The organism is Corallococcus sp. AB018 (assembly GCF_003986945.1).
GTDB classification, from domain to species: domain Bacteria; phylum Myxococcota; class Myxococcia; order Myxococcales; family Myxococcaceae; genus Corallococcus; species Corallococcus exiguus.
Genome location: NZ_RAWR01000154.1, coordinates 1 through 26,516, shown reverse-complemented (window position 1 = coordinate 26,516; position 26,516 = coordinate 1). Strand labels below are relative to the sequence as shown.

The 26,516-nt window shown below is 69.9% G+C and carries 22 protein-coding genes; 9 read left to right on the top strand and 13 right to left on the bottom strand.

Annotation, left to right across the window (positions count from 1 at the left end; genetic code table 11):
* Both D7Y11_RS28450 and D7Y11_RS28445 read right to left on the bottom strand, forming a co-directional pair.
* Positions 1–1,076: serine/threonine-protein kinase (locus D7Y11_RS28450; RefSeq protein WP_148139234.1), on the bottom strand; the 1,076-nt coding region annotated here is incomplete at its 3' end.
* A 148-nt stretch (positions 1,077–1,224) separates the two neighbouring features.
* A complete protein-coding gene (locus tag D7Y11_RS28445) occupies positions 1,225–1,857 on the bottom strand; it encodes a DUF4142 domain-containing protein (protein ID WP_120578406.1) in 633 nt (210 codons plus the stop codon).
* Positions 1,858–2,050: 193 nt separating this feature from the next.
* Here D7Y11_RS28445 and D7Y11_RS28440 point away from each other — a divergent pair, with 193 nt between their 5' ends.
* Positions 2,051–4,612 carry an RNA helicase gene (locus D7Y11_RS28440; RefSeq protein WP_126935267.1) on the top strand — a complete coding sequence of 854 codons (2,562 nt, stop codon included), beginning with the start codon at positions 2,051–2,053 and terminating at the stop codon, positions 4,610–4,612.
* A 3-nt stretch (positions 4,613–4,615) separates the two neighbouring features.
* Here the strand turns inward: D7Y11_RS28440 and D7Y11_RS28435 are convergent, their stop codons facing one another.
* Positions 4,616–4,900: a LysR family transcriptional regulator gene (locus D7Y11_RS28435; protein ID WP_121754096.1), complete on the bottom strand. Its 285-nt coding sequence runs from the start codon at positions 4,898–4,900 to the stop codon at positions 4,616–4,618.
* Positions 4,901–5,001: 101 nt separating this feature from the next.
* On the opposite strand from D7Y11_RS28435, the gene map reads away from it, so the two are divergent.
* Together map and D7Y11_RS28425 are read left to right on the top strand one after the other, a co-directional pair.
* Positions 5,002–5,793, top strand: coding sequence for a type I methionyl aminopeptidase (map, locus tag D7Y11_RS28430; protein WP_121754097.1), 792 nt, complete (start codon positions 5,002–5,004; stop codon positions 5,791–5,793).
* Positions 5,794–5,838: 45 nt separating this feature from the next.
* Positions 5,839–6,831: a YeiH family protein gene (locus D7Y11_RS28425; RefSeq protein ID WP_233605072.1), complete on the top strand. Its 993-nt coding sequence runs from the start codon at positions 5,839–5,841 to the stop codon at positions 6,829–6,831.
* A 131-nt stretch (positions 6,832–6,962) separates the two neighbouring features.
* On the opposite strand, the gene D7Y11_RS28420 is transcribed toward D7Y11_RS28425, so the two are convergent.
* Positions 6,963–7,877 (bottom strand): LysR family transcriptional regulator, encoded by a 915-nt coding sequence (locus D7Y11_RS28420; RefSeq protein ID WP_126935266.1) that lies wholly within the window; start codon positions 7,875–7,877, stop codon positions 6,963–6,965.
* Positions 7,878–8,010: 133 nt separating this feature from the next.
* On the opposite strand from D7Y11_RS28420, the gene mltG reads away from it, so the two are divergent.
* Entirely contained in the window at positions 8,011–9,027 is a 1,017-nt protein-coding gene (mltG, locus tag D7Y11_RS28415) for an endolytic transglycosylase MltG (protein WP_126935265.1), read from the top strand.
* 9 nt (positions 9,028–9,036) lie between these two features.
* Positions 9,037–10,740: an ATP-binding protein gene (locus D7Y11_RS28410; protein ID WP_126935264.1), complete on the top strand. Its 1,704-nt coding sequence runs from the start codon at positions 9,037–9,039 to the stop codon at positions 10,738–10,740.
* 4 nt (positions 10,741–10,744) lie between these two features.
* On the opposite strand, the gene D7Y11_RS28405 is transcribed toward D7Y11_RS28410, so the two are convergent.
* Positions 10,745–11,710: a hypothetical protein gene (locus tag D7Y11_RS28405; protein WP_199753812.1), complete on the bottom strand. Its 966-nt coding sequence runs from the start codon at positions 11,708–11,710 to the stop codon at positions 10,745–10,747.
* A gap of 149 nt (positions 11,711–11,859) precedes the next feature.
* Positions 11,860–14,211, bottom strand: coding sequence for an immune inhibitor A domain-containing protein (locus tag D7Y11_RS28400; RefSeq protein ID WP_121754100.1), 2,352 nt, complete (start codon positions 14,209–14,211; stop codon positions 11,860–11,862).
* 201 nt (positions 14,212–14,412) lie between these two features.
* Here D7Y11_RS28400 and D7Y11_RS28395 point away from each other — a divergent pair, with 201 nt between their 5' ends.
* The 3 genes from D7Y11_RS28395 (at position 14,413) to D7Y11_RS28385 (ending at position 19,800) form a co-directional block, all read left to right on the top strand.
* Positions 14,413–17,082: a phosphoenolpyruvate carboxylase gene (locus D7Y11_RS28395; RefSeq protein ID WP_121754101.1), complete on the top strand. Its 2,670-nt coding sequence runs from the start codon at positions 14,413–14,415 to the stop codon at positions 17,080–17,082.
* Between the two features lie 10 nt (positions 17,083–17,092).
* Positions 17,093–17,815: a hypothetical protein gene (locus tag D7Y11_RS28390; RefSeq protein ID WP_120580241.1), complete on the top strand. Its 723-nt coding sequence runs from the start codon at positions 17,093–17,095 to the stop codon at positions 17,813–17,815.
* Between the two features lie 77 nt (positions 17,816–17,892).
* Positions 17,893–19,800 (top strand): CotH kinase family protein, encoded by a 1,908-nt coding sequence (locus D7Y11_RS28385; RefSeq protein ID WP_126935263.1) that lies wholly within the window; start codon positions 17,893–17,895, stop codon positions 19,798–19,800.
* Here the strand turns inward: D7Y11_RS28385 and D7Y11_RS28380 are convergent.
* The 4 genes from D7Y11_RS28380 to D7Y11_RS28365 form a co-directional block, all read right to left on the bottom strand.
* The gene (locus D7Y11_RS28380; RefSeq protein WP_120580243.1) at positions 19,794–20,147 is read right to left on the bottom strand and encodes a DUF2845 domain-containing protein; all 354 of its coding nucleotides are present in this window, start codon (positions 20,145–20,147) and stop codon (positions 19,794–19,796) included. The genes D7Y11_RS28385 and D7Y11_RS28380 overlap by 7 nt on opposite strands.
* A gap of 99 nt (positions 20,148–20,246) precedes the next feature.
* The gene (locus D7Y11_RS28375) at positions 20,247–20,600 is read right to left on the bottom strand and encodes a DUF2845 domain-containing protein (RefSeq protein ID WP_120580244.1); all 354 of its coding nucleotides are present in this window, start codon (positions 20,598–20,600) and stop codon (positions 20,247–20,249) included.
* Positions 20,601–20,700: 100 nt separating this feature from the next.
* Positions 20,701–21,978, bottom strand: a complete 1,278-nt coding sequence (locus D7Y11_RS28370; RefSeq protein ID WP_121754107.1) for an SGNH/GDSL hydrolase family protein — start codon at positions 21,976–21,978, stop codon at positions 20,701–20,703.
* A 216-nt stretch (positions 21,979–22,194) separates the two neighbouring features.
* Positions 22,195–23,088, bottom strand: coding sequence for a hypothetical protein (locus D7Y11_RS28365; protein WP_233597379.1), 894 nt, complete (start codon positions 23,086–23,088; stop codon positions 22,195–22,197).
* Positions 23,089–23,215: 127 nt separating this feature from the next.
* Between D7Y11_RS28365 and D7Y11_RS28360 the strand changes: the two genes are divergently transcribed.
* Complete coding sequence (locus D7Y11_RS28360) at positions 23,216–23,572, top strand: TIGR02266 family protein (RefSeq protein WP_120580246.1); 357 nt, start codon at positions 23,216–23,218, stop codon at positions 23,570–23,572.
* 59 nt (positions 23,573–23,631) lie between these two features.
* On the opposite strand, the gene D7Y11_RS28355 is transcribed toward D7Y11_RS28360, so the two are convergent.
* From D7Y11_RS28355 to D7Y11_RS28345, 3 genes are all read right to left on the bottom strand, one after another.
* Positions 23,632–24,126 (bottom strand): GNAT family N-acetyltransferase, encoded by a 495-nt coding sequence (locus D7Y11_RS28355; RefSeq protein ID WP_120580247.1) that lies wholly within the window; start codon positions 24,124–24,126, stop codon positions 23,632–23,634.
* Positions 24,127–24,222: 96 nt separating this feature from the next.
* Entirely contained in the window at positions 24,223–25,278 is a 1,056-nt protein-coding gene (locus D7Y11_RS28350; RefSeq protein WP_120580248.1) for an alpha-ketoacid dehydrogenase subunit beta, read from the bottom strand.
* Between the two features lie 2 nt (positions 25,279–25,280).
* A complete protein-coding gene (locus D7Y11_RS28345; protein ID WP_120580249.1) occupies positions 25,281–26,288 on the bottom strand; it encodes a thiamine pyrophosphate-dependent dehydrogenase E1 component subunit alpha in 1,008 nt (335 codons plus the stop codon).
* Between the last annotated feature and the right edge of the window lie 228 nt (positions 26,289–26,516).

The following is a 26,516-nucleotide window of genomic DNA, read 5'->3' as shown; positions in this document are numbered from 1 at the left end:
GCCAGGGACTCCGTCTGAGGTCCCGCGGAAGGGGCAGGGGACGACGTGTCGTGGCCGGCGTGGGGGCGCATGCCCACCGTGGGGATGTGCTCCTCGCGGTCCGGCGGACGCGGCACCGACGGCGGGGCCGTGGGATTGGCGGGACGCGAGCGCTGCTCCGGCTTCACTTCCGCGAGCGTCTGGAGCGGGCTGCCCGTCAGGTCCAGGATGAACGAGCCCACGTCCGGGTAGCGGTCGTCTGGCTTCTTCGCCATCGCGCGGGAGATGGCCGTCACCACGTGCGGCGGCGTCTCGGGCGCAAGCGACAGGAGCGGCGGGGGCTCCAGGTGGACGATCTGGTAGATGAGCTCCGCGACGTTGTCGCCCGAGTAGGGCGGCCGGCCCGCGATCATCTCGTAGACGATGCAGCCGAACGCGAAGAGGTCCGTGCGCGCGTCCACGTTGCTGTTGTGGCCCATGGCCTGCTCAGGGGCCATGTACTGCGGCGTCCCCATCAGCACGGAGTCCAGCGTCATCAGCGTGCGCGAGTCCACGAGCTTGGAGATGCCGAAGTCGAGCAGCTTCACGCGCTCGCCCACGACGCCGCCCGCTTCCGTGGGCACGAGGAACACGTTGCCCGGCTTCAGGTCGCGGTGCACCACGCCCGCGCGGTGCGCCGCCTGCAACGCCGCGCCCATCTGCCGCGTGATGGAGAAGACCTCCTCCAGCGGCAACTTCTTCTGCTTGCGCAGCCGGCGCGACAGGCCCTCACCGCGCAGGTACTCCATCACCATGAAGGGCGTGCCGTCCTCCAGGGTGTCGAAGTCCAGCACCTCCACGATGTTCGGGTGCCCCAGCCGGGAGGCGATCTCCGCCTCGCGCCGGAAGCGCAGCGCCACCTCTTCCGACACCTCCTCCGCGCCGTGCAGCACCTTGATGGCGACCTGCTTGCCCGGCAGGCGCAGGTGGCGCGCGAGGAACACCGCACCCATGCCGCCCTTGCCCAGCACGGTGCCAATCTCATACGTGGAGCGCAGGACCCGTCCTGTCGTCAACGGCTCGCTCTGCGCGGAGGTCGGTTCGGTTGGCTTTTGCATCGGCGGTCCAAATTCCTACTAAACCGGTCCGACACGATTGGAAAGCACCTGGGTCGAATCCTCCCCCATGGGTCGTATGAGCAGGCTCGGGCTCTCAGGTTCTGAGAGCCCGAGCTGTATTTTTATCCAGCGACGGAAAGCGCTCCTACTAAGGCGTGACGGGTGGGAGCACCAGGTTCGACTGGATGTCCGCGGCGGTGTTGATGTGCTGCTGCACGCCCTGCCGCTCGGTGAGCGCCTCCTGCGCCAGGGCCGGGTTGGTGATCTGGGTCGACAGCAGGCTGTCGGAGAGGAAGCCGACTTGCGTGTGCACGCCGAGCTGCGCGCTGATCAGCGCCTGGTCGAGCGCGGCGCCCGCGGCCGGTGCGTTCGGACCGGCGAGGATCTGCATGATCTGCTGGACCTGTGTCTGCAATTGGAGGCTCAGCGCGGAGTCCTCGGGCGTGATGCCTTCGGCCGCGAGCACCGCGTCCAGCCGTTGTTTCACGGCGGTGTGCTCCGTCACCATCTGGTTGTTGAAGTCGATCACGGCCTGCTCGGTGGCGAGCGGCGCGGCGTACTGGCCCAGCATCACTTCGCCCTCGTTGGCCACCTGCAGGACGCGGGCGATCTGCGCGTCGGTGAGCGTCAGGAGCACGCCCGCGTCGGTGCCCGCGTCCGGATACTGCTGCTGCGGTGCGTCCTGCGGTGTCGGATCCTTGTTCGCCTCGCTTCCGCAGCCGTAGCCCAGCGCCAGCGCGCCCGCCAGCAGTGTCCCCATCCAGAATTTCGCTGTCCGCATGTCCAACCCCCCATGAATGTCGCGGGGGCAGGATGGGGAGGCCCTCCGTCGATGGCCATGCGCGTCCCAGCCGTTGCCACTGTGCCCGGGTGCACAGGCCGGGCAGGCAGGGGGCCTCTCCGGGTGCGAGTGTCGGCCCGGGAACGCGCGATTTTTCACGGGGATGGGGCGGCACCTCCTAGAGTCGGGCCCGATGAGTGCCTCCGCCGACACCCGCGCCCCGCTCGCCGCCTTGCTGCCGAAGCCTGGCGAGCCCCCTCTCGATGCCGACGAGATCCTCAACCGCTTCGTAGGCTACGTGGCCACGAACGGCCTGAGCCTGTACTCCGCCCAGGAGGAGGCCATCCTGGAGCTCTTGAGCGACAAGCACCTGTTCCTCAAGACGCCCACGGGCTCCGGCAAGTCGCTGGTGGCCATGGCGCTCCACTTCAAGGCCATGGCCGAGGGCAAGGTGTCGTTCTACACGTGCCCCATCAAGGCGCTGGTGAACGAGAAGTTCTTCGCGCTCTCCAAGGCCTTCGGCCCGGAGAACGTGGGCATGCTGACGGGCGACGCGTCCATCAACCGCGAGGCGCCCATCCTCTGCTGCACGGCGGAGATTCTTTCGAACCTCGCGCTGCGTGACGCCTCCGCGCGCGTGGACGCGGTGGTGATGGACGAGTTCCACTACTACTCCGACAAGGAGCGCGGGGTGGCCTGGCAGATTCCGCTGCTGGCGCTGCCCAAGACGCAGTTCCTGCTGATGTCCGCCACGCTGGGCGACACGCACGTCATCGAGCAGAGCCTGGAGAAGCTCACCGGCCGCGAGGTGGCCACGGTGCGCAGCTCCGAGCGCCCCGTGCCGCTGGACTTCGACTACCGCGAGGTGCCGCTGCACGAGACCATCCAGGACCTCATCGCGCGCGGGAAGTACCCCGTGTACCTGGTGAACTTCACGCAGCGGGCCGCGGCCGAGCAGGCGCAGAATTTGATGTCCGTGGACTTCAACACCAAGGAAGAGAAGGAGGAGATCCGCCAGGCGCTGCTGGACGCCCCCTTCGACACGCCCTACGGCAAGGACTTCCAGCGCTTCCTGCGCCACGGCATCGGCATGCACCACGCGGGCCTGCTGCCCAAGTACCGCCTGCTGGTGGAGAAGCTGGCGCAGCAGGGCCTGCTCAAGGTCATCAGCGGCACGGACACGCTGGGCGTGGGCGTGAACATCCCCATCCGCACGGTGCTCTTCACGCAGCTGTTCAAGTTCAACGGCGAGAAGCTGACGACGCTGAGCGTGCGTGACTTCAAGCAGATCTCCGGCCGCGCGGGCCGCAAGGGCTTCGACACCGAGGGCAGCGTGGTGGCGCAGGCCCCGGAGTACATGATCGAGAACATCCGCCAGGCGGCGAAGGAGGCCGCGGGCAAGAAGAAGACGCCCAAGGCGAAGCCGCCGCAGAAGGGGTTCGTGCAGTTCGACAAGAGCACCTTCGAGCGGCTCCAGAACGGGATGCCGGAGCCGCTGGAGTCGCGCTTCGACGTGAGCCACGGCCTGCTGCTCAACCTGCTCCAGAGCGACAAGACGGAAGGCAGCGGCGGCTACAAGCGGCTGGTGCAGCTGGTGATGCGCTCGCACAGCTCCGACTACACGAAGAAGAAGCTCCTGAAGGACGCGGCGATGTACTTCCGCACGCTGCGCGACGCGGGCATCGTCAAGGTGGTGCAGTGGGAGAAGCACTCGGCGACGGTGGAGGTGTCGGAGGACCTGCAGCGCGACTTCAGCCTCAACCACACGCTGTCGCTGTACCTGCATGAGACGCTGGAGCTGTTGGACCCCACGCTGGACACGTACGCGCTGGACGTCGTCACGCTGGTGGAGTCCATCCTGGAGAACCCGGACGTGGTGCTGTACGCGCAGCTGCACCAGCTGAAGGGAGAGAAGATCCAGGAGATGAAGGCGCGGGGCGTGGAGTACGACGACCGCATGGAGGAGCTGGAGAAGCTGGAGTGGCCCAAGCCGAACCGCGAGTTCGTCTACGGCACCTTCAACGCCTTCGCGAAGAAGCACCCGTGGGTGGGCGAGGAGAACATCCGGCCCAAGTCCATTGTCCGGGACATGTTCGAGCGCTTCATGTCCTTCCACGACTACGTGCGTGAGTACGGCCTGCAGCGCAGCGAGGGCATGCTGCTGCGCTACGTGGGTGACGTCTACAAGTCGCTGGTGCAGACGGTGCCGGAGAAGTTCCGCAACGAGGACCTGGACGACATCCTCGACCACCTCCGCGCGACGCTGCGTCAGGTGGACTCCAGCCTCCTGGACGAGTGGGAGCGGATGCGCAACCCGGAGGCCCCCGTCGAAGTGAAGCCGGTGGTGGACCTCAAGCCCAAGGAACTCACGGAGGACCCCAAGGCCTTCGCCGCGCGCGTGCGCGAAGAGCTGCACCGTTTGTTGCGTGCGCTGGGCCAGCGCCGCTACCTGGACGCGCTGGGCATGCTGGACAACGCGCTGGGCGAGTGGACCGCGCCGAAGCTGGAGCTGGCCATGGCGCCGTACTTCGAGGAGCACAAGCTGGTGGTGCTCACGCCCCAGGCGCGCAAGCCGGCGAACACGCAGCTGAAGGAAGCGGGCACGCGCCAGTGGGAGGCCCAGCAGCGCATCATGGACCCCGAGGGCCATGGGGACTGGGTCATCGACTGTGAGATTGACCTGCGCGGCCGCCGCATGGACGACGGCCCCATCCTGATGCTGCGCCGGATTGGCGGCATGGCCGCCTGGTCGTAGGCGTCAGGCGGGGGGCGGCTTGGAGGCTCCGGCCGCCTCTCGCACGGTGAGGGTGGCGACCTCCACCTCCGCGAGGATGCGGCGCGCGTGGTGGAGCAAGGCCTCTCCGGTGGGCAGCAGGCGCATGCCTTTGGGGACGCGCTCGAAGAGGGGCGTGCCCAGCTCATCCTCCAGGGCGAGGATGTGACGGCTGAGCGGCGGCTGGGTGATGTGCAGCCGGAGCGCGGCCCGGCCCACGTGGCCCTCTTCGGCCACCGCGACGAAGGACTGGAGGTGCGTGATGCTCACGCGCAGAAGGTTAGCGCGAGTCGTGCGCGCCGTGCACCCAGGCCGCGTCATGCCAGAACAGCATTGGACGCTCCGGACGGGCGGGTGCCACCTTGCCCGGCATGGGAATTCCTCTCTTCAAGGGCAGTGAAGTGGAGCGGTTGCGGCTCGCGGGCCGCGCGGCGGCGGGCACGTTGGCGCACGTGGCGTCCCGGCTCCAGCCGGGCGTGACGACGGCGGACATCGACGCGTGGGTTCGCGAGGACACGGCGCGGCGGGGTGGGACGCCCAGTCAGCTGGGCTACAAGGGCTTCCCGGCCACGGTGTGCACCAGCCGCAACCACGTGGTGTGCCATGGCATCCCGCGCACGGATGAAGTGCTGAAGCCCGGCGACATCGTCAACGTGGACGTGACGACGCACCTGGACGGCTTCCACGGCGACACGTCCGCCACGTTCATGATTGGCGAGGTCTCCGCGGACGCGAAGCACGTCGTGGACGTGGCTCGGCGCTGCCGGGACGCGGGCGTGTCGGTGGTGCGGCACGGCGCGCGGTTGGGGGACATTGGCGCGGCGGTGATGGCGCTGGCGAATGCGGAGGGGTGCAGCATCGTGGAGGAGTTCGGGGGCCACGGCATCGGCAGGCAGATGCATGGGGAGCCGCACGTGCCGCACGTGGGCAAGGCGGGCACGGGCATCACGCTGCGCTCGGGGATGGTCATCACCATCGAGCCCATGGTGAACCTGGGGCGGCCGGACATCCGGATGATGCCGGACGGGTGGACCGTCGTGACCGCGGACGGCAGCCTGTCCGCCCAGTTCGAGCACACCGTGCTCGTCACCCGCGACGGCTGCGAAATCCTCACGCCCAACGAGCTGTCCCTGCTCATCTCCGCGAGCCATCCAGAAAACTGATGCCTTATCGCTTCTGACATCTGGTGTCCGGAGGCCGCCCAGCGCATGTCCTGGCGCATGGAAACGCCTCCACCGCTTCCCGTTGTCCATCCCCGGACCTGGACGGCCGGACATGTCCTGGTGCCGCTGTGCGCGGCGCTCTGCCTGCTGCCTTCCGTCTCCACCGGCGTGGCCCTGCTCGCGGGGCTGTGCGTGGCGCTGACCGTGGGCAATCCGTTCGCCACGACGACGCGGGCGCTGACGCCCCGGCTGTTGTCCCTGGCGGTGGTGGGGCTGGGCGCGGGCATGGACCTGCGCACGGTGCTCGCGGCGGGGCGTGAGGGGCTGGGCTACACGGTGGTGGGCATCGCGGTGTGCCTGACGCTGGGGGTGGGGCTCGCCCGGCTGCTCGGTGTTCCTCGCGTGACGGGGCTGCTCATCAGCGTGGGTACCGCCATCTGCGGCGGGAGCGCCATCGCGGCGGTGGTGCCGGTGCTGCGGCCCCAGGAGCATGAGACGTCCGTGGCCCTGGGCACGGTGTTCCTGCTCAACGCCGTGGCGCTGTTCGTCTTCCCCGTCGTGGGCCATGCGGTGGGGCTGACGCCGCACCAGTTCGGCTTGTGGTGCGCGATGGCCATTCACGACACCAGCTCCGTGGTGGGCGCGGCGCTGCGCTACGGACCCGAGGCACTGGCGGTGGCCACGCCCGTGAAGCTGGCGCGCGCCCTGTGGATCCTCCCGCTGACGGTGGGCCTGGCCGCGTGGCGCCGGCGCGAGGGCCACGAGGTGAAGGGCCGGGTGCGCCGGCCGTGGTTCATCGCCGGATTCCTCGGAGCGGCGGCGGTCGTGACGGTGTTCCCGGGGCTCGCGCCGGTGGGGCAGGGTGTGGCGGCCGTCGCCCGGCAGCTGCTCGTCGTGACGCTGTTCCTGTTGGGGGCGGGGCTGACGCGCGAGACGCTGCGGGCCGTGGGCCTTCGTCCGCTCGCTCAGGCGGTGGCGCTGTGGCTGATCATGGCGGGCCTGTGCCTGGGCGCGCTGCGGCTGGGCTGGGCGGCGTGAGCCTCGGGCTCAGGGCAGCAGCACCGATGGCGTTGCGGGCAGGGGGCGGCGGCCAGGCGGCGTGAGCCTCGGGCTCAGGGCAACAGCACCGGGGGCGTGGCGGGCATGGCGCGGCTGCGTGAGCCTCGGGCTCAGGGCAGCAGCACCGGGGGCGTGGCGCGGGCATGGCGCAGAAAGCGGCCCGCGGCTCCGGACGGATCATCCACGGGCAGGGCCCAGGAGAACGCTCGCGGGATGCGCAGCCCTGGCACGGGCAGCACCTGGAACCGGTCCAGGGACAGCTCGCCGTCGATGCTCCATCGGGACAACAGCGCCACGCCCATACCCAGGGACACGGCCCGTTTGATCGCCTCGGTGCTGCCCAACTGGAGGTCTCCGCGTCGGGGCCCCTTGCGCACGCCCGCCTTGCGCAGGGCTCGGTCCAGCACGGCCCGTGTGCCGGAGCCCTGCTCGCGCCACAGCAGCGGTACCTCCCTCAGTGCTTCCATGGTGCGGATCCGCGACCACTCCGTCGGCCCCTGTGACGAGACCACCGGCACCAGCTCGTCATCCAGGTAGCGCTCCAGCCGGATGCCGGGCGCCCGCGCGTGCCCCTCCACCAGCCCGAGCGGCACCCGGCCCTCCGACAACCACGTCAGCACCTCGCGCGTATTGCCCACTTCCAGACGAACCTGGAGCTCACGGTGCGTGCGCAGGAACGACGCCAGCAGGCCGGGCACGATGGCGTTGGCGACGGTGGTGCTCGCCGCCAGCGCCAGCTCTCCGGTGAGGGTTTCCTCGGCCGCGATGGCGAGCGCCGCCTCGTCCAGCAGGCCATGGATGCGCTGGGCGTAGTCGAAGAGCACACGCCCCGCCGCGTTCAGCCGCACCCCGCGTGCCGTGCGTACGAGGAGCGGTTGGCCACAGTCCGCCTCCAGTTGCCGGACCTGCGCGGTGACGGCGGGCTGTGACAGGTGGAGCAGGCGGGAGGCGGCGGAGATCTGCCCCGTCGAGGCGACGACGCGGAAGGTTTCGAGCCGGCGGGGGTCGACGAACAAGGGCGTCATCCTAGACGAGGCGCGGGGGGAGGGGCGCCTTCATCGCTGGGTGTTGAGAAGGGGGCGCTTGCGTCCGCCTGCCCGGCCGGGCGCACGGTGGTTCTCGTTGGAAGCGTCAGGGCCTTTGATAGGTTGCCGCCCCATGAAGAAGATCCTGGTCGCGCTCCTCGTGCTCATCGTCCTGGCGGTCGCGGGTGCAGGCGGCGTGTTCATGCACTTCCAGAACGCCACCACCGCGCCGCACGCAGCAGCGGATCCGGCTCCCAAGGAGTTCGTGGTGAAGAAGGGCGCGTCCGCGCGCTCGCTGGGCCAGCAGCTCCAGTCCCAGGGCTTTCTGGAGAATCCCGCCGTGTGGCGCTTCCACCTGTGGCGCCGGGGCAGCCTCAACGTGAAGGCGGGCCGCTTCATGCTCAGCCCCACGGCGTCCGTGGCGGAGCTGGCCAACGCCCTGGAAGGCCAGCCGCTGCCGGAGGACGTGCCCTTCGCGATGATTGAAGGCTGGCGCCTGCGCGACACCGACCAGGTGCTCGCCGCCCAGGGCCTCATCAAGCCGGGCGAGTACATCGCCGCGGCCAGCCGCACGAGCAACTTCACCGCGCCGTTCCCAATGCCTGTGCGCAGCCTGGAGGGCTACCTCTACCCGGAGACGTACGGGATCATCGCGGACAACTTCAAGGTGGACGCCTTCATCCAGCGGCAGATCGACACCTTCCGCGCCCGCTTCTACGACGAGCACAAGGAGGAGATCGGCAAGAGCGGCCGGTCGCTGCACGACATCGTCGTGATGGCCTCCATGCTGGAGCGCGAGGAGCCGGTGCCCTCCCAGCGCGCGCTCGTCGCGGGCATCCTCTGGAAGCGCGTGGACAAGGGCTCCCCGCTGGGCGTGGACGCCACCAGCCGCTACGAACTGGCGGAGTGGAACGACCGCAAGGCGTTCCTCAAGCGGCTGCGGGACAGCTCGGATCCGTGGAACTCGCGCACCCGCGCGGGCCTGCCGCCGGGCCCCATTGGCGCGCCCACGGTGGACTCGCTGCTCGCTGCGCTGCGGCCGGTGAAGAGCGACTACTGGTACTACCTGCATGACGCGCAGAAGGTCCTGCACCCGTCGCGCAACGCGCAGGAGCACGAAGCGCTTCGCGCCAAGTACAACGTGTACTGAGGCGCCGCGATGACGTCTCCCCTGCTGGACCCGAGCCGCGTCTCCACGCCTCCCGCCGGCGCCGAGGTCGCCCTGCGCGAGGAGCTGGCCCAACTGCGCCAGGAGACCGAGCGGCTCCGCCGGCTGCTGGAGACCGCGGCGCAGGTCACCTGGTCGACGAACCCCGCCAGGGATGCGCTGGCGCCCATCTCCCCGTCGTGGACGGCCTTCACCGGCCAGACGGCGGAGCAGATGCGCAACCAGGGGTGGCTCCTCGCCCTGCACCCGGATGACCGGGCCGGGGCCCTGGCGGCGTGGGAGCGGGCCAGGGCGGGGACGCAGCCCTTCGCCACTCGCTACCGGCTGCGCCGCGTGGACGGGGCTTACGTGTGGATGCTCGCGCGGAGCATGCCCGTGCTGGGGCCGGATGGCTCCGTGCACGAATGGGTGGGCACCTGCATCGACATCCAGGCGCAGGTCCTGGGTGAGGAGCGCGCCGCGTTCCTCGCGCGGGCCAGTGAGTTGTTCGCGTCGTCGCTGGATGCCTCCGCCACGCAGGAGTCGCTGGCGTCGCTGGCGAACCTGTCGGTGTCGGCGCTCGCGGACTGGTGCATCGTGGATGTGCTGCGCGCGGACGGCCACTTCGAGCGCGTCCAGGTGGTGTCGGCGGATCCCTCCCAGGCGCCGCTCGCGGCAACCGTGCAGCGGCTGACGCCGGTGCCTCGGGAGCGGCCCGTCTATCCTCCCGCGGTGGCGCTGGCGACCGGCCGGTCCACCCTGGCGACGGAGGTCACGGACGCGGTGATGCAGTCCGTGGCGCAGGACGCGGAGCATCTGGAGACGATGCGGCGGGTGGGCATCCGTTCGCTGCTCACCGTGCCAATCATGGCCCGGGGCCACATCCTGGGCGCGCTGTCCTTCCTGGTCACCACCTCCAGCCGCCGGTATGGCGACGAGGACCTGCGGTTCGCCCAGGAGCTGGCGAACCTGGCCGGGCTCGCGGTGGACAACGCGCGGCTGCTCCAGGGCGCACGCGAGGCCATCCGCCTGCGCGACGAGTTCCTCTCTGTCGCGAGCCACGAGCTGAAGACGCCGCTGACGCCGCTGAGCCTGAAGCTCCAGGCGCTGTCGCGCGCGGTGAAGTCGCATCCGGACTCGCCGCTCGTGCCGGTCATCGAAGCCCACGTGGAGACGGGGCACCGCCAGGTCCGCCGGCTCACGGAGCTGATGAATGACCTGCTGGACGTGTCGCGCATCAGCGCCGGCACCTTCCGCCTGCAGCGCGAGGAGGTGGACGTCGCGGAGGTGGTGCGCGAGGTGGCCGCGACGTTCGCGCCCAGGTTCGTCCTGGAGCACTGCGAGTTCCAGGTGGAAGCCCCGGAGTCGGTGCGCGGCTGCTTCGACCGGGTGCGGCTGGCGCAGGTGTTGGATCACCTGCTGGACAACGCCCTCAAGTACGGCCCCGGTACACCGGTGTCCGTGCGGCTCGTGGCGGATGGGCCCGTGGCGCGGCTCACGGTGCGCGACGGGGGCATCGGCATCTCGCCGGAGCAGCGGCCCCGCCTCTTCGAGCGCTACTGCCGCGCGGTGTCCGAGCGCCACTATGGCGGCCTGGGTTTGGGGCTCTACCTCACCCGCACCATCGTGGAGGCCGAGGGCGGGCGCGTGTCCCTGGACAGCCGCCTGGGCGAGGGCGCGACGTTCATGGTGGAGCTTCCGCTCACGCGCTCCTGAGCCGCTACGGCGCGCCCGTGCCGGGCGACTGGGGTGATGTCTGGAACATGCCCGCGAGGATGCGCTCGGCCGCGTCCGCGAGCAGATCCCTGGCCATGCGCGTCTCCTCGCCGAAGATGCCGCGTGACGTGTTCGCGTCCAGCACGTGCGTGGCGAGCAGCGCGAACGCCGCGGGCTCGTCGAACGTCGCCTCCGAGGTGAGCACGCGCTTGCCGGGCTGTTGATCCTCTTCGTGGAAGCGCCCCTCCCACGTGTCGCCCAGCGTGATGGAGAAGTACTGCGCGGCCACGTTGCCGGGCCGCGACATGTGCGAGGCGGCCACCACGGCGCGCAGCTGACCGCGCTCCTCGGCGGTCATCTGTCGTTTCCACGCCTCGACCGAGGCATGCATGGTGTCGATTTGATCCTTCGCCGCGTCCTCGGCGTTCTTCAGGAGGTCTGGCACCCGGGCGTGGATGAACGCGGAGAGCTCCGCCTGCGTCACGCGGTTCGCGGCCAGCACGGCGTCCACGAGCGCGAGCGACGCGTCGAGCAGGCGGTGCTGCCGCGCCAGGGCTTCTGCCGGAAGTCCCCGGCCGTCCAGGCTCATACGCGAGGCGGTGATGAGCCTTCGCATCGTGGTGAGCCGCGTGCGCGTCTCTTCATCGAGCGCGTCCTTGCTGGCGAGCAGGACGTGGAGCGCGAGGGGCACGTGGGTGACGGCCTTGGACACGTGGTAGCGGCGCGTGCGCGCGGGCGCCTCGAAGCGCTGGCCGTCCTTGCGCAGGATGAGCACGTCGTCGATCTGCGCGATGACGGGCCCCATGCGGGACAGCACGGCCTCACGGCGCGCGGCGTACGCGTCGCGGAACGCCTGGTTGAGCACGGAGAGCGGATCCGCGGACTCCAGCGCCACGGTTCGCGCGACCTCGGAGGGCGGCTCGGGAGGAGGGGAAGGGGACGCGGGACCGCCCACGGGGCACTCGGCCATGCGGGCACCGTAGCGTCCCCCGCGCGTCCGTCATCAACGGCCGCGCCCCGGGTGTCCGGATTCCTTCAACCCGAAAAGCGAAAGGCCGGCCCCGCATCGAAGCGGGACCGGCCCTCCTTCACTGCTCAGCGGTGACGACGGTCAGAGGACTACTCGACCGGGCGCACCTGGACCTGCATCACGGTCTGGGCCGGGTTCGTCGACAGCACCTCGATGATGGTGCCCGTCTTCGGAACCTTCACGCCGCCGTACGGCTGCGTGGCGTACCAGAACTCGTTCGTGTCGTTGAACACCGGCACCGCGGGCTGCGAGGCGTACTCGTTGCGCGGGAAGCCGTTGGGCTTGAGCGACAGCGGGAAGCTGGGCTCCAGGCCGAACGTCGCGTCGTGCGTCTGCACGCGGCCGGACCAGTAGCGGCCGTCGCTGCGCTGCAGGGGCTGCGGGCGCGAGTCGATGGGCAGGATGCGGCCCGAACCCGGGTGCTGAGACACGTTGTTGTTCGACTGCGACGTGTCCCAGTAGGTGATCAGCAGGCCGGGGTTGTACGAGTAGCGCTCCGCCCAATCCACCAGGCCATCCGAGCTGAAGCCGAAGTTGTAGGGACCCGTGGCCAGACCCTCGTCGTAGCCGCGGAACTGGCGCCACTCGGCCAGGTAGTAGTTGTCGTAGAGGGTGTTGGTGCCGTCCGTCACGAAGAACGTCGACTTGTCCCACCACTTGTGGCCCCACTCACCGTCGTCACCAAAGACGTAGGTGTTCTTCGCCCACAGCTGGACGTAGTCCACCAGGAAGCCCTTGTTGAACTCCGCCGCGTCCGTCTTGTAGCGGATCTTCAGCGTGACGCTCTTGCCCGCGTAGGCGGACAGGTCGAACTCCAGGGGAATCCAACCACCGGACGTGCCGGTGATGCCGTTGCCCAGGTTGTTGCCCCACGGGTTCGTGGTGCGGCTCACCGGGCTGGCCAGGTTGGTGAACGGGCCACCGTCCACGGAGAGGGCGACGTAGGCGTAGTCCCAGTCCTCCTCGATGTCGAACCAGGTCTGGAAGGAGAAGGTGATGGGCTTCTTGTTCGGCAGCTTCACCGTCTTCTCGAGCACGCGGTCCAGGTTGTTGCCCTGGCCGCCCTGCCACATGCCCTGGCCCTCGAACGGGGCGGTGGTGGGCTGCACCACGGGCTTGCCGGGCAGCTTCACCACGAGCGCCTGCTTCGCGTTCTGGGACGTGACCTCCGCGGGGCCCAGGTTGTGGTACGAGTACAGGCCCGCATCCGTGGTGGCGTAGTCCAGCCAGCCCAGCTGCAGCTTGTCCCAGGCGAAGAAGTCACCCGGACGGCTGCCAATGTCCTTGGTGCCGTCGTTCAGGTACGAGCCGGACGACATGATGGTCCAGAAGCCCGTCCCGTTGTCCGCCGCGTTCGTCGTGTCGTAGTGGTCCGGCAGGCCCAGGTCGTGGCCGTACTCGTGCGCGAACACACCCAGACCGCCGTTCTCCGGCTGGATGGTGTAGTCGCCCACCCACTTGTCGATGCCCGTCCCGAAGCGCGTGCCGCCGTTCTGGTTGTACGCGGGGCCGATGCCGTCCGCGCTCGTGCCGTTGCTGTACGCGAACCAGCGGTGGCTCCACACGGCGTTGGGTCCCTGCGCGCCGCCGCCGACTTCCTCACCCATGCCGGCGTGGACGATCTGGAAGTGGTCGATGTAGCCGTCCGGCTCGTCGAAGTTGCCGTCGCCGTCGTAGTCGTACCGGTCCCACGTGTCGAACGTGTCCAGGTACGCCTTGATCTCCGCGGGCGTCTTGCCAGCGGCCAGCTGGGCGTTGGTCCACGCCTTGATGGCGTCGCTGACGAGCGGCCAGATGGAGTTGGAGCAGCTGGAGCTGCCGCAAAGGTTGTTGCCGTAGCGGGCGGCGTTGTACGGCACCTTCACCCACTCGGACACCGTGCCGGACACGGTGTAGCGGCCGGAGGACGCGGCCTTGTAGAAGTTCGCCACCGAGTCCGCGCCGGGCGTGGTGTCGAAGTAGAGCTTTTCGAAGTGCTCGCGGTTGTAGTCCGGCTGCCAGATGGTGGTGTTGTCCACCGTGCGGTCCGGGCCCGGAATCGCGTTGTGCAGCGGGCCGGGGATGTTGCCGCCCGGGTTGGTGGCGGGGTTGCCGAACACCGGGTGGATCTGCGTGCCGTACTCCACCAGGATGACGAAGATGCGGTCCGTGCGCTGCAGCTCCAGCTCCACGAACTTGCCGTTGGCCAGCTTCTGCACGCGGCCCGGCTGACCACGACCCTCCAGACGCATCTGCAGCGCCTGCGCCTTGAGCTCCTTCTGCTGCTCACCCAGACGGTGGGGCAGGTCGTCCGTGATGTCCTGGACAACCGCTTGGCGCAGCTTGGTGGACGGCGCGGCGACGTCGGGTTGCGGCTTCTCGTACCACGCGCGCTCCGCGTACGCCGTCGGCGCCGCGAGCGTCAGCAGGCCCAGGGCCAGCCAAGATGGGTTTTTCCGCATTGCCACTCCTTTGGGTCAGGTCAGACATCCCGGCGGGGTCCGGGAGTGCCCACTTTCTAGTGGAAGCCGCGACTCTTTGGGAAGACCGGGAGGTTGAATTTTTCCTGCAAGGACGGAGTGGGTCATCCGTCGGCTGGCGGTCGAAAATTCGAGAATGGGTAGGGGCGGTGGGGGGCCAAAGGACTACGGTTCCGGTCCGTTATGGCGCGTTCACGTCCCGTGGATCCCCCGCTGCGGCGGGATGTCCGGCTCTTGGGCCGGTTGTTGGGTGAGGTGTTGGTGGAACAGGAGGGGCAGGCCCTGTTCGACAAGGAGGAGGAGGTCCGCCACCTGGCCATCCAGCGGCGGCGGGGCCCGGTGGCCGGACGACGCGCCGCGGCGGCGGAGCTGGCGGCGGTGTTGCGGCGGCTGCCGTCGGATCAGGTGGAGCCGGTGCTGCGCGCCTTCTCCGTCTACTTCCAGCTGGTGAATCTGGCGGAGCAGCACCACCGCATCCGCCGCGCGCGGGCCCACGCGAGCCCCACCTCCACCCGGCCCCAGAAGGGGTCGCTGGAGTCGACGCTGCTGGCGCTGAAGGCCGCGGGCGTCAGCGCCGACAAGGTGCGTGAAACGCTGGGGACGCTGAAGGTGACGCTGACGTTCACCGCGCACCCGACCCAGGCGGTGCGCCGCACGCTCTTGGAGAAGCTCTACCGGCTGGCGCAGCTGTTGGAGGAGCGCGACCGGTGCACGCTCACCCCGCGCGAGTCCGCCGCGAACCTCACCGCCATGCGCGAGGAGATCACGGCGCTGTGGCAGACGGACGAGCTGCGCCGCGAGCGCCCCACCGTGGGCGACGAGGTGAAGAACGTCCACTGGTACGTGGAGGAGATGCTGGCGGAGCCGGTGGCCCGGCTGCCGGAGGCGCTGGACTGGGCCTTCGAGCGCGCCTACGGCGAGCCCCTGGGCGCGCTGGACACGCCCGTGCGCGTGCACTCGTGGGTGGGCGGCGACATGGACGGCAACCCGCTGGTGACGCCGGAGGTGTTCGCGGACACGCTGCGCGCGCACCGCGCCCGGGGCCTGCGGTTGCTCCTGCGCGACGTGGAGCTGCTGGGCGGGATGCTGTCCCAGTCGGAGCGGCACGCGCGCCCCACGCAGGAGTTGGAGCGCTCGCTGGAGGAGGACGCGAAGGCGCTGCCGGACGTGGCGAAGCAGCAGGGCCCGCGCACGCTGGGCGAGCCCTGGCGCCGCAAGCTGCGCTTCATGGAGGAGCGGCTTTCATTGGCGCTGGAGCACGTGCTGGCGCGGCGGCAGGGGCGGGAGTCCACGCTGCGGGCCGAGGCCTACCGTTCGCCGGAGGCCCTGGGGGATGACCTGGCGGTGCTGGAGCGGTCGCTCTTCGCGGCGCGCGCGGAGCACGCGGGCCTGCGCGAGGTGCGCCGCATGTCCGAGCGCGTCCGCGCGCTGGGCCTGGGCCTGGGCGAGTTGGAGGTGCGCGCCCCCGCGGAGGACGCGGTGAGCGCGGCGGCGTCCTTCAACGGCGGGCCGGCCCCCACCGAAGGCGGCAAGCGGCTGCTGGAGGTGCTGGCGAAGCTGCGCGAGGGCCAGGACGAGGGCGGCGAGTCCGTGTGCCGCACGCTCATCCTCTCCATGGCCTCCACCGCGGACGACGTGCTGGCGGCCTTCCAGTGCCTGAAGCACGCGGGGCTCTGGGACCCGAAGCTCCAGTGCGCCACCGTGGACGTGGCGCCGCTCTTCGAGCAGCTGGGCGCGCTGGACGGCGGCCCGGACGTGCTGCGCCAGCTCTTCGCGCATCCGGAGTACCGCCAGCACCTGAAGGGCCGTGGGGTGCAGGAGGTGATGGTGGGCTACAGCGACTCCGGCAAGGAGGTGGGCCTGCTCGCCGCGAGCGCCGCGCTGTACCGCGCCCAGGTGGCGCTCACGCAGGTGGCGGACGAGAACGACGTGCCCCTGCGCCTGTTCCACGGCCGAGGGGAGACGGTGGCGCGCGGCGGCGGCCCCGCCCAGACGGCCATCCTCGCGCTGCCGCCGGGCACGGTGGCCGGCGCCTACAAGGCCACCGAACAGGGCGAGGCGATGGACCACAAGTACGCGCGCCCGGAGCTCACCCAGCGCACGCTGGAGCTGGTGGTGGGCGGCGTGCTGCTGCACACGCTGGACGCGCAGCCGCGCCCGTCCCCGGAGGATGAGTCCGCCTTCCGCGCCGCCTTCGACGCGCTGGCGGAGTCCGGCCGCAAGGCGTACCGCGGGCTCGTCTGGGAGGACCCGGGCTTCGTGGAGTTCTTCATGAAGGGCACGCCGGTGGATGAGATTTCCGCGCTGCCCATCGGCTCGCGCCCCAGCAAGCGCAAGGCGGGCGGGCTGGACACGCTGCGCGCCATCCCCTGGAGCTTCGCGTGGACGCAGACGCGCGCCATCCTCCCGGCCTGGTACGGCGTGGGCAGCGCGCTGGAGGAATACGCGGCCACGCCGGAGGGCGCGGCGCTCCTGCAGCGCATGTACAAGGAATGGCCCTTCTTCCGCACGGTCATCGACAACGTGACCATGGTGCTGGCCAAGACGGACATGGCCATCGCGGCGCGGTACGCGAAGCTGGCGCCCGCGTCCACGCGGCCCCTGTGGCTGCGCATCCAGCAGGAGCACTCCCGCACGCGCCGCGCGGTGAAGTCGCTCACGGGCGAGGCGAAGCTGCTGGACAACAACCCGCAGCTGCAGCGGAGCATCGCGCTGCGCAACCCCTACGTGGACCCCATGTCCTTCCTCCAGGTGGAGCTGCTCAAGCGCAAGCGGGACGGGGACGCGGAGTGCGACCGGCCGCTCCTCCTGGCGCTCAACGGCATCGCTGCGGGCATGCGGAACACCGGTTAGAGAAGAGACCATGGCCCAGGACACGTTCGTCGTGGAGGAGATCAACCCCAAGCACGGCTTCGCGCGCGTGCGCCCGGAAGAGGGGACGGGGTTGCTGCACACCGCCCTCTATCCGGATCCGGAGTTCACCCAGGCTCCGCCCTTCCAGCTGCGCAAGGGGGACCGGGTGACGGGCCTTCGCCGGGGGGAGACGGTGTCGGAGGTGTCCTGGCTCACGCGCGTGGAGCCGCCCTGGGAGGAGGTGGAGCGCGTGGCGGAGCTGCTCGCGCTGCTGGAGCGCTGGGAGATCCGCATCCCCCACGAGGCCCGCGTCCTGGCCGAGCACGCCTGGCGCGACAGCAAGGACAACCCGCTGCGCGACGAGCTCCAGGCGCAGCTGCCCACCTTCTTCGACCTGGAGGGCGCCCACCCCTTCGAGGACCCGACGCTGCTGGAGCGCCTGTCCGCCGCCATGCAGCCGTACCTGCCGGGGTTCGTCATCCAGCCGGTGCAGGGCCAGCCCGCGGTGCGCGTGGAGCCCGGCGCCGTGGAGGTCCAGGCCGGCGTGGGGAGCTGGGACGTGCCCCAGCCCACCTTCGTCCCGATGATCGCGGAGGTGAACGCGCGGCTCGCCGCCGCCGGAGCCCCCGTGCGCTGGGTGCCCACACGCGAGGACTGGATGCTCGCGCCGCCCGCGCTGGCCGCGCTCCTCCAGAAGCACGGCCTGCTCGAAGCCACCGCGCCCCCCGCTTGAGGGAGGGGGCTCCCGCCGCGCTGTGTCACAGGGCGGTGTGAGGTCAAAGCATTGTCTGCTACAGGACGGAGACCCTCATGCGTCTCCGTCACTTCGCGTCCTTCGTCCTGGGTCTCCTCCTCGCCGGGGCCGGCTGTGAGCCCGCCCCCGAGCGGCGGCTGAATGAGGCCGAGCTTCCACCGCCCTCTGGGCCTCGCGTCACCATCGACGGGCACGAACCGGACACGCACCGGCTGTTCGGCGCGGTGGCGAGCGACGCCGGGCCGTCACGGGTGCAGGTGTACGAGGACGGGCGCTTCCTGGGCCATGCCGACATCGACAGTGGCCGTTGGAGCCTGCCCTGGTGGCCGGGCCGGCGCGCGCTGTCGCTGGAGGTGGTGGCGCGCGACAGGCAGGGGGCCGAGGCGCGGGCCCGCGTCGACTTCCAGCACCTGACGTTCGACGCGCGGCCCGGGCTCTATCAACCGGAGACGCTGCTGGCGTTGCCCACGGCCCAGGGGTTGCGGACGTACTTCACGCGGGACGGCTCCACGCCCACGCCCGAGTCGTCGCGCTACACGGCCCCCATCGCGCTGCTGGCGCGCTCCACGCCTCCGGCGCGGTGGTCCTTCGTTCCCACGACGCCGTTGGATGCCCCGGAAGTCCTGCGGTGGGTCGCGCCGCTGGAGGAGCCGCCCCAGGTCGCGGTGGTGCGCTACCGGCAGTTCGCGGGCGCGGAGCCGGTGGGCCCGGCCCGCACGCGCACGTTCGTCATTGGCCGGGCGCCGTACACGCTGCCGGTGCTGTCGCTCGTCACCGACGCGGCGAACTTCTTCGACCCGGAGACGGGCATCTACGTCCCCGGCCTCGCCGCCGAGGCCCGGCCCGATGATCCGCTCGCGGCCAACTACATGCAGAACGGCAAGGAGTGGGAGCGCCCCGTCCACGTGGAGTGGTTCGAAACCTCCGGCCAGCGCGTGTTCGCCCAGGACGCGGGCGTGCGCATCCACGGTTCTGGCAGCGCGGCGTTTCCGCAGAAGAGCCTGCGGCTGTACGCGAAGGAGGACTATGGCCCGAAGACGTTCGCGGGGCCGGTGTTCCCCGGCTCCCCGGTGACGGAGTTCACCCGGCTGATCGCGCGCACGTCCGGACAGGACCAGGGCGTCACCAAGCTGCGTGACTGCATGCTTCAGGGCCTGCTGGCCGAGACGCGGCTCGCGATCCAGGCCTGCCGCCCCACGCTCGTGTTCCTCAATGGCGAGTACTGGGGCCTGCACGAGCTGCGCGAGCGCCTGGACGAGTACTACCTGGCGTCACACTACGGCGTGGACCGGAAGAAGGCGGTCATCCTGGAGAACGCCGGGGTCCTGGACGTGGGGGAGGAGGGCGACGAGCAGCCCTATCAGGAGCTCATCGACTACGTGGCGACGCACGACCTGTCGGTGCGGGAGCACTCCGCCTGGGTGCGCGCGCGGATGGACGTGGAGGACTTCATCGAATACCAGGTCGCGCAGCTCTACCTGGGCAACTCGGACTGGCCGCAGAACAACGTGAAGTTCTGGCGGCTGCGCACGAAGAAGCTGGAGCCGGGCGCGGCCCTTGGACACGACGGCCGTTGGCGCTGGCTCGTGTACGACCTGGACGCCGCCCTGTTCCACGGTCCGGACCACGACAGCCTGGGGCGCGTGTTGGACGAGACGTCGGATGCGGGGGCCTGGTCCACGCTGCTCTTGAGGGGCCTGCTCCAGTCGCCGGAGTTCAAGGCCCGCTTCATCGAGCGCTTCCTCTGGCACATCGAGCACACCTTCGCCGAGGAGCGGGTGACGGCGGCCCTGGACGCGGCGGCGGAGGCGCTCGAGCTGGAGATGCCCGACCAGGTGGCGCGCTGGAGCCAGCCGGCCTCCATGGAGGGCTGGCGCGAGAACCTCCTGTTCTTCCGGTCAGCGCTGATCCGGCGGCCGGAGATCATGCGCCAACAACTGGAGCAGTACCTGGGGCCTCAGTAGCCGTAGGAACCGCTGCGCACGTCCACCAGCCGGCCGTCACGGAAGATGGCCACCTGTATCAACCGGTGGGGCCCGAAGTTGTAGGTCCACTCCTCCACGGTCGTGGAGGTCGTGACCTCCGTGGAGGCCTCCCCGTAGCGCGTCTCACCCCGCGCCCCTTCCTTGACCTTGTGGGTCACGTACTCCGTCTTGCTCTGCTTCGTCGCGGGCTGCCCACACTTGGCCAGCGCGTCCAACTGCGAAGCTCCTTCCGACACGATCTTGTTGTCACAGCGCAGCGCGGACGCGTGGACGAGGGAGGGCAGGGCGAGGCCGGCGAGGACGAGGGCGGCGGGAAGGGCGCGCATGGGGGACGCTCCGAGGAGGAGAAAAGGCAGGGAACACGGCCTGGACGTGGCGGACCCGAAGCTATTCAACCGCCAAGACCAGATCGCGCGGCGCTGGACTCAGTAGCCGTAGCCGCCGCTGCGCACGTCCACCAGCAGGCCGTCGCGGAAGATGGCCACCTGCAACAGCCGGTTGGGCCCGAAGTTGTAGGTCCACTCCTCCACGGAGGTCGAGGTCGAGAACTCCGTGGAGGAGTCCCCGCGGCGCGACCCGTCCCGCCTGCCTTCCCGGGACTTGTTGGTCACGCGCTCGCGCTTGGTCTCGGTCGACACGGGCTGGCCGCACTTCGCCACCGCGTCCGCCTGCGACGCCCCCTCCGACACGAGCTTGTTGCCACACCGCAGCGACGCCGCGTGGGCGAGCGAGGGCAGGGCGAGGCAGGCGACGACGAGGGCGGTGGGAAGCGCGCGCATGGGGGAAAGCTCCGGGAGTTGTGAAAGACGGGAACACCGCCTGGACGCAACGGCCGCGAACCTATTCAAACCCTCCGTGCGGTTTCCAGCCGGGCAGGCGCTACAGACCGCCCTTCGCCTTGAGGGTCCGCGCCGCCTCGTCCGCCATGACCCGGTGGCCTTCCACGGACGGGTGGATGCCGTCCACCTCCAGCCCGTCGATGAAGAGGTCCACGTTGCCCGGCTGCCGCGTCACGGCCTCCAGGTCGATGATCTGCGCGCGCGTCAGGGAGCGCAGCCACGCGTTGAACTCGTGGCGCTGGGCCTTCATCAGCTCGAAGTCACCGCCGTCCGCGCCCATCTTCTCCTTGGGCAGCAGCGTGCTGACCCACAGCTTGCACATGGGCTGGAGCTGATCCAGCAGCTGCGTCATGCGCTGCTGCAGCTTCGGCACCGTCATGCCCTCCGCGGCCAGGTCATTGACGCCCAGCAGGACGACGCAGTCGGTGACACCCTGCAGGGAGAGCACCTCTTGCGGCAGCTGGAGGTTCGCGTCCCAGAACCCCTGCCCGGACGCGCCCGAGTTCACCACCGGCACCCCGAGCTGCTTCTCCACCCGGGACGGCCACGCGTTGCGCGTGTCGTTCCACGTGCCCGTGTAGCCCTCGGTGATGCTGTCTCCAATGGCGACGAAGGCCCGGCCCGGCGCTCCTTCCACGTCCACCGTCGCAACGCCCGTGGCGTACTCCCAGGTCTGGCCGCCCAGCGCGCCCTGCGTCGTCGCGAAGGCGCCGGTCCTCATCCAGCTGTCCGGGAACGCCTGGATGCGGCTCTTGCCCAGCGCGCCCTTCACCTCGAAGGAGATGGCCACCTCGTCTCGGAAGCCCACCGGGAAGGCGATGGGATCCGACGTCACCAGCGTGCGCGTGCCCGTGGTGAAGCCCGCTTGTCCGCCGAAGGTGAGCGCCACCGGCGCGGAACCCAGCGCGCCATTGGCGCCGGCCTTCGCCACCGTGGCCCGCTGCAGCGTCAGGCTGCCGTCGCCGGAGCGGAAGGTGACGCGCACGCGGCTGCCCGCGCGCCCCAGGGGCACCTTGATCCGGTACGTGGTGAAGCTCCCCACGGAGACGGATTCGCGCAGCGACTGATGGAAGGCGGGCTGGAACTGCGTGGGCAGGGGCGCCACGGGCGGAGTGGCCTGCACCTGGTGTCCGTCGTGCAGCGTCAGCGTGGGGGCGGCCTCCACGGACTCCGTGGCGGCGGGCGCGTTCACTTCCGCGTCCGTGCGGCCCGGCCCGGAGGACTCCTCGGGCGAGCGGCCGTCATCCATGCCTCCACACCCCACCAGCACGCTCAGGGCACCGAAACACCCCCAGCGCAGCGCCATCCTCAGACCCATGCCCACGACCTCCCGGCGCAAGACAATGTGCACGATGTGCCCGCGTGGCGACCCGGGGATTCATGGCGCGAGCCAATCGCCACGGACCGTGAACTTCCAACAGCCGGGCACGGACGGCGCAGGACTTCCCCCACGAGGTGGCGGGCCGGGCCCCTGGCGGACCCGCGCGCTCGCCACCCCGGGTGGGGACGCTTCCTTCCGTGGGCAATCCGCTGCCTACGGGACGCAGGCCCCCACGTCGCCGTTGTTGTTGTTGATGGCCCGGCAGGTCGCGCCGTTCGCACACCCCGGTGAGCCCGCGGGCAGGCGGCACAGCGCCCGGCACGTGCCGCTGCCGCCGGTCATCACGCAGGTGCTGCTTTGTGAACACTGGTTGCTGAACTCGCACGCGGCGCCTTCCGGCAGCGAACCCTGGCCCGCGCACACCGCGCCGTTGGCGGCCGGGTAGCAGGCCAGCGGGCTCTCGCAGTCTTGCGCGAACGGATCGCACCGCGCGGACGCGGGGCCACACACCAGCGGCAGCTCTCGCGTGCCGTTCAGCCGCAGCACGGTGTTGCACTCGCCGGAGCCACAGTCGGACGGCGCGTGGCACAGCTTGCGGCAGAAGAAGCCCGTGCCGCCGTCGTCCTGCGACTCGTCCTTGCAGTACAGGCCCGCGGCGCACGTGTCATACGTCTGGCCTGGAGGCGACTCGGCCAGCGTGCACGGCGCGCCCTCCGTGGAGGTGCCCGCGGCGACGCACTGGCGCGCGGTGGTGCCTCCGTCCGTTCCCACGTAGGTGCACCGCTGTCCGGACGGACAGTCCTGGCGAACCACGTCGCACGCGGCCGCGAAGCACTGACTGCCCGTGCCGCCATCCGCCAGGTCCGAGTAGAGACAGCTCTGGCCCGCGGCACAGCCCTCCTGCTTCGCCACGTTGCACGCGAAGTCGGAGCCTCCACCGCCGCCGCCATCGCCAGCATCGACAGTCCCGGAATCTCCGCCATCGGTCCCGGAATCCAGGGACGTGCCCCCATCCGTTGGCGGGCGGACAGTTTCTCCGTCATCGCAGCCCGCCACCCACAGCCCCAACATCAGGGCTCCACCCAACAACACGAGACGTGCACTCATCCGGAAACTCCTGGCTTCGAAGTAGCCTGGGACTTACACGAGCCATTCCGTAGTCCGTGGGCCCTTGAACCGGGCCTGGAAACCAGCCGACACTTCCGGTCCGAGAACCGAGGGGGTCAGGGTGCGCATGAACACGAAGTTGGATGGGCCGGTGGAGCCAGACCCGTACATGAACCGTCGCGCCGAGGAGCGCGTGGCGGCGCGGTTCGAAGTGCGCTTCGAGCAGATGGAGGACGCGGCGCGCGCGCTGCGGGCCTACTCGCTGAATGTGTCCGCCGGCGGTCTGTGCCTGCGCACGCGCAAGTCCTACGACGTGGGCGCGCAGGTACGGCTGGCCATGGTCATCGACGGGGAGGACTTCCACCTCACCGCCGTCGTCGCCTGGGTGCGCGACGAGGCGGAGGCCATCGGCGTGCGCTTCATCGACGTGAGCGAAGAGGACCACGAGCGCCTGCGCCGCGTCATCGCGAGCTTCAAGCGCTGAAACGCTTCACTCCGCGAAGGAGCCCGGCCAGGACGCCGGGCCCTCGCGGACGCTTCCCGCTACCGCTGGGGCTGCTCGTACTCCGCGTGGCGGAACACCCCGGAGTCACCTTCCACGTAGCCGCACGCCCGGTAGAAGGCGCGCGTCTCCTCGGTGACGTTGATGGGGGCGATGAGCTGCAACTGCTTCACGCTCAGCACCTTGCCCCGTTGGGCCACCTGCGCGAGCAGCGCGCGGCCCACGCCCCGGCGGCGCCAGCCTTCGGACACCACCAGCTCGTCCACGGTGGCCACCCGCCCGCGCAGCCGCAGCTGCGGCCGGTGGGAGAAGGACACCATTCCCACCGCGCGGTCCTGGGGGTCTCCCGCGACGAAGATTTCAATCTCCGGATGGCTGATGACCCAGTGCACCGTCTGCTGATCGGTGCCCTGGGGGTAGCCCAGCTCGCGCAGCAGCTGGGCCATGACCTCGGCGTCACCGCGACGCGCGCGGCGGATGCGGAAGGCGTTGGCGTCTGGGGCGGGGGTCATGGTGCGGACGATGGGCTGGGACACGGAAGTTGGGATTCTAACGACTGGGCCGCCGGCCTCCAAAGAGGAACGGCGGCCCGGATGTCTTTCTGCGGTGTAGGCGGAAACCCGGGCCAGCGCCTACGGCTGCTCGCGGCAGAGGTTGCGCAGGGCGGTGGTGACGTCGTTCTGCTGCGGCACGGACGCCATCTCCAGCGCGTCCGCCAGGCCGATGCCCGGGACGAACTTGCCGGCGACCAGCCGGGGCGGCGCGAGCAGCGAGTAGAACAGCTCCTCCACGGTGCGCCGGACCAGGTGCTCGCCGAAGTTGGTGACCTCCGTGTCCTCGTTGACGAAGAGCACGCGGCCCGTCTTCTGGACGGAGGCCTTGATCATCTCCCAGTCGTACGGCCAGAGCGAGCGCAGGTCGATGACCTCCACGCTCAGGCCCTCTTCTTCCAACTGGGCGGCGGCCTTGATGCACAGGGGCATGGTGCGGCCGTAGCTGATGACCGTGGCCTGGGTGCCCTCGCGCACGAGCTTGCCCTTGCCAATGGGGATGGCGAACGCCTCCACCAGGGGCCACTGGGGCTTCCACTGCGAGCGGTCACCCAGGGGCGCGTCGATCATCTTCGACAGCGCGCGGTCGTCGTCGGGCTCGCCGGGGATGCGCTCGTCGCCCTTCACGCGCAGGAGCGCCTTGGGCTCCAGGAACATGACGGGGTTGGGCTCCTGGCACGCGGAGATGAGCAGGCCGTACGCGTCCAGTGGCGTGGAGGGCATGACGACCTTCCAGCCGGGGATGTGCGTCATCGTCGCGTCGAAGGAATGCGAGTGGTACAGCGACCCGCGGATGCCGCTGCCCACGGGCGTGCGCACCACCATGGGCACGGACCAGTCACCGTTCGTGGACCAGTGCGTGTTGCCCACGAGCTTGAGCAGGTCGATGGTGTTGTAGATGTAGTCGCAGAACTGGATCTCCGCGACGGGGCGGTGGCCCGCCATCGCCAGGCCCATGGCCGCGCCGATGATGCCGCGCTCGTCCAGGGGGCTGTTCCACGCCGTCTTCAGGCCCTGCGTGCAGGTGAAGACGCCGCCCAGCGGGGCACCCACGTCCTCGCCGAAGATGTCGGTGACGCCCAGGTTCTCTTCCGCGTAGTGCAGGGCCATGCGGATGGCCTGTGCCATGTTCGCCATGGTTATTTCTTCTCCGCGTAGATGTGTTCCCAGATGGAGTCGCCAGAGGGCTGCGGCTCGTCGCGCACGGTGCGCGCGGCGGCGGCCAGCTCCTCTGAATACCGGGTGCGCGCCTCGTCCATCTGCTCGCGGTTGAGGACGCCTTCCTGCTCCAGCCGCGCCTCGAACAGGCGCAGGCAGTCCTGCTCCTCGTTCACGAAGTTGGCGCCGGACGCGGACGAGTGCCCGTACAGGCGGGACACGCGAGCCTCGATGAAGAAGGGCTTGCGCTCCTTGCGCACGTACTCCATCGCGGCCTGGATCTCCTGGTAGGACTCCACCGGATCATTGCCGTTGATGGTCTTCGCCTGGATGTTGAAGGCGCGCGCGCGGTCGCTGATGTTCGTCTCGCCGTGCTGGCCGTCCGAAGTGGTGCTGATGCCCCACTTGTTGTTGGTGACGATGATCAGGATGGGCAGCGGGTTGGCCGGACGGCTGCTCCAGATGAGGCAGCTGGCGAAATCGCCCTCGGCCGTGCCCGCGTCGCCGCCGGTGACGATGGTGATGCCGTCGCCGCCGTGGCGCTTCTGGGCCATGGCCGTGCCCGGCGCGACGGCGTACTGCACCTCGATGGGGGAGGTGACGGGCGCGATGTTCTTCGAGCGCCGGCTGAAGTGGCCCGCGAAGTTGCGGCCGCCGGAGTAGGGGTCCGTGGCCGTGTTCTTCATCTGCCGCAGCGCCCCGATGGGCTCCTCGCCCATGGCGAGCAGCGTCGCGGACTGACGGTAGTGCGCGTGCAGGTAGTCGTAGGCCGGGCCCTCGCCGACCTTCATCAGCATGCCCAGGGGGACGTTGAACGCCTCCTCACCGGGGCCGCCGATCCAGAAGTAGCCGTGGCCCTGCTTGTACATCTGGATCAGGCGCTCCTCCAGGACGCGCGCCTTCACCATCAGGTCATGGATGCGAATGAGCTGCTCTCGGGGCAGGGAGAGCGGCGCGGAGTTCTCTTTGATCAACCGGGGCCGAGACACGGGCGGACGACCTCGAAGGGGAAAGAAAGGGACGCCCCTATACTCCGAACGCGGCCTCCCGACTCAAGGACCCTGATGTCTTGGGTGTTCGCCAGCACCTTTCGGCCCCCGGGTGGCGCGACGCGGCAATGAGCGGAACTCATCCATGCCCTCGTGACGTGCTGCTTCCAGGAGGCGGCTGGACGCTCCCGGTCCGGGCTGATCGCACGGCCGTTGGGGGGGCGGGTG

Coding starts and splice junctions, on each gene's coding strand:
- D7Y11_RS28445 (WP_120578406.1), bottom strand. CDS start 1,857: ATGCGGACAGCGAAATTCTGGATGGGGACACTGCTGGCGGGCGCGCTG.
- D7Y11_RS28440 (WP_126935267.1), top strand. CDS start 2,051: ATGAGTGCCTCCGCCGACACCCGCGCCCCGCTCGCCGCCTTGCTGCCG.
- map (WP_121754097.1), top strand. CDS start 5,002: ATGGGAATTCCTCTCTTCAAGGGCAGTGAAGTGGAGCGGTTGCGGCTC.
- D7Y11_RS28425 (WP_233605072.1), top strand. CDS start 5,839: ATGTCCTGGCGCATGGAAACGCCTCCACCGCTTCCCGTTGTCCATCCC.
- D7Y11_RS28420 (WP_126935266.1), bottom strand. CDS start 7,877: ATGACGCCCTTGTTCGTCGACCCCCGCCGGCTCGAAACCTTCCGCGTC.
- mltG (WP_126935265.1), top strand. CDS start 8,011: ATGAAGAAGATCCTGGTCGCGCTCCTCGTGCTCATCGTCCTGGCGGTC.
- D7Y11_RS28410 (WP_126935264.1), top strand. CDS start 9,037: ATGACGTCTCCCCTGCTGGACCCGAGCCGCGTCTCCACGCCTCCCGCC.
- D7Y11_RS28405 (WP_199753812.1), bottom strand. CDS start 11,710: ATGGCCGAGTGCCCCGTGGGCGGTCCCGCGTCCCCTTCCCCTCCTCCC.
- D7Y11_RS28400 (WP_121754100.1), bottom strand. CDS start 14,211: ATGCGGAAAAACCCATCTTGGCTGGCCCTGGGCCTGCTGACGCTCGCG.
- D7Y11_RS28395 (WP_121754101.1), top strand. CDS start 14,413: ATGGCGCGTTCACGTCCCGTGGATCCCCCGCTGCGGCGGGATGTCCGG.
- D7Y11_RS28390 (WP_120580241.1), top strand. CDS start 17,093: ATGGCCCAGGACACGTTCGTCGTGGAGGAGATCAACCCCAAGCACGGC.
- D7Y11_RS28385 (WP_126935263.1), top strand. CDS start 17,893: ATGCGTCTCCGTCACTTCGCGTCCTTCGTCCTGGGTCTCCTCCTCGCC.
- D7Y11_RS28380 (WP_120580243.1), bottom strand. CDS start 20,147: ATGCGCGCCCTTCCCGCCGCCCTCGTCCTCGCCGGCCTCGCCCTGCCC.
- D7Y11_RS28375 (WP_120580244.1), bottom strand. CDS start 20,600: ATGCGCGCGCTTCCCACCGCCCTCGTCGTCGCCTGCCTCGCCCTGCCC.
- D7Y11_RS28370 (WP_121754107.1), bottom strand. CDS start 21,978: ATGGGTCTGAGGATGGCGCTGCGCTGGGGGTGTTTCGGTGCCCTGAGC.
- D7Y11_RS28365 (WP_233597379.1), bottom strand. CDS start 23,088: ATGAGTGCACGTCTCGTGTTGTTGGGTGGAGCCCTGATGTTGGGGCTG.
- D7Y11_RS28360 (WP_120580246.1), top strand. CDS start 23,216: ATGAACACGAAGTTGGATGGGCCGGTGGAGCCAGACCCGTACATGAAC.
- D7Y11_RS28350 (WP_120580248.1), bottom strand. CDS start 25,278: ATGGCGAACATGGCACAGGCCATCCGCATGGCCCTGCACTACGCGGAA.